Consider the following 1,910-nt stretch of genomic DNA (forward strand, 5'->3'; position numbering starts at 1 on the left):
GGCTCTTCCGCAAATTTCGTGATCGACTGCGCGACGGTGGCGCAGAGGCTTTGAGGCCTGGCCTGTGATCACGATCGCGTTGCAACGGCGGCGATCCCCCGGTAGGGCAACGAAGCGCCGGTAGATCTGCTGATTGTCGAGATCATGCCGCCTACCAGGAGCTTCGTTGCCTGCGAACTCTCTCACGAATGCCCCCGGTACCTCCACCCCCAATGAGCTGGACACTTCCGACGTCCCGGAACAGCTATGGTGCCTTCTCCTCCCACACCTGGCCGACGTGGTCGTTAACCAGGTCCAACGCGACGACACGACGCTCATCCTCACCGCGAAGTCACCGGACCGGCCCCGACGCTGCCCGCGTTGCGCCGAGATGACCAACCGGGTACACAGCCGCTACCAGCGCAGGCTGTCCGACACCGCGATCGGCGGCAGCCCCGTCGAGATCCGGCTCCGCGTCCGGCGGATGATCTGCCCCCGCCCTGAGTGCCCCACCGCGACGTTCGCCGAACAGATCCCCGACCTGACCAGCCGGTACGGACGCCGCACCCCTGTCCTGCGCGGCGTGACCGAGCAGATCGGCCTGGCCCTCGCAGGCCGCGCCGGAGCCCGGCTGTGTGAACAACTGGCCATCCCCGCCAGCGGCTCGACACTGTTACGCCTGGTCATGGCGCTGCCCGAGCCCGAACCCGGAGACGTCACAGTCCTCGGCGTCGACGACTTCGCCTTCAAGAAGGGACACGTCTACGGCACCGTGCTCGTCGACATGGCCACCAACAGCCCGATCGACATCCTCGATACCCGCACCGGACAGGCCCTCGCCACCTGGCTCGCAGACCACCCCGGCGTCAAGGTCATCTGCCGCGACCGCGCCGGTGCCTACGCCGAAGGCGCCACGACCGGAGCCCCCGACGCCATCCAGGTCGCCGACCGGTTCCACCTCTGGCGCAACCTGAGCGACTACGTCGACAAGGCCGTCCACCGCAACCGTGCCGCGCTGAAAGAACCGAACGTCAACGAGCCGAGCCCGGCACCATCCACTCAGTCGGAGACCTCCACTGCCGGCCAGGGTGCCGCGCCCGCCGCCGACGCCTCGACCAGCGCGGATGACCGGCCGGCGTCACGGATGGAGACACGCACCCGCGAGCGCTACGCCGCCGTCCACGCTCTGGTGGCCAAGGGCATCGGTAACACCGCGATCTGCCGAATCCTGGGACTGGATCACAAGACGGTGCTCCGCTTCGCCCGCGCCTCCAGCGTCGACGAACTCCTCGTCAAGGTCATCGACCGGCCGGGACTGCTCGACCCGTTCAAGCCCTACCTGCGCGAACGCTGGAACGACGGCTGCACCGACGCGACCCGCCTTACCAAGGAGATTGTCGAGCGAGGCTACACCGGGAGCAACCGCACCGTTCGCCGCTACCTACACGACTTCCGCGGCGCCGAGGTCCCCGCGCTGAAGCCCATGGCGGGCGGCCCCGCGCCGAAGGACGCCACCGGCTGGATCCTCCGCCACCCCGACAGCCTGGACGAAGACGAAAAGCTCCAACTCAAGCACCTGCGAGAGCGCTGCCCACAGCTCGACCGCCTCGCCGGCCACGTCACCGCCTTCGCCGAGATGATGACCAACCGGCACGGCTACCTGCTCGAACAGTGGCTCACCGACGTTGAAGCCGGCGACATCCCCGAACTCCACCGTCTGGCCGCCGGGCTCCGCCGAGACCAAGCCGCAGTCACCGCCGGACTCACCCTCGAACACAGCTCCGGCGCTGTCGAAGGCAACGTCAACCGCATCAAGATGCTCAAAAGGCAGACCTATGGCCGCGCAGGTCTCGCGCTTCTACGTAAGCGGATCTTGCTCAACCGCTGATCACAGCGCCAGGGCCGGGTCACGAAATTTGCGGAAGAGCCAC

1 protein-coding gene is annotated in these 1,910 nt (G+C 67.5%); it reads left to right on the forward strand.

Features of this window, described 5'->3' with window-relative positions; translation table 11 throughout:
- Window positions 1-277 precede the first annotated feature (277 nt).
- A complete protein-coding gene (locus ACFXJ8_RS44000) occupies window positions 278-1,867 on the forward strand; it encodes an ISL3 family transposase (protein ID WP_379651537.1) in 1,590 nt (529 codons plus the stop codon).
- The last annotated feature ends 43 nt before the right edge of the window (window positions 1,868-1,910 follow it).

The organism is Nonomuraea sp. NPDC059194 (assembly GCF_042754765.1).
Lineage (GTDB): Bacteria > Actinomycetota > Actinomycetes > Streptosporangiales > Streptosporangiaceae > Nonomuraea.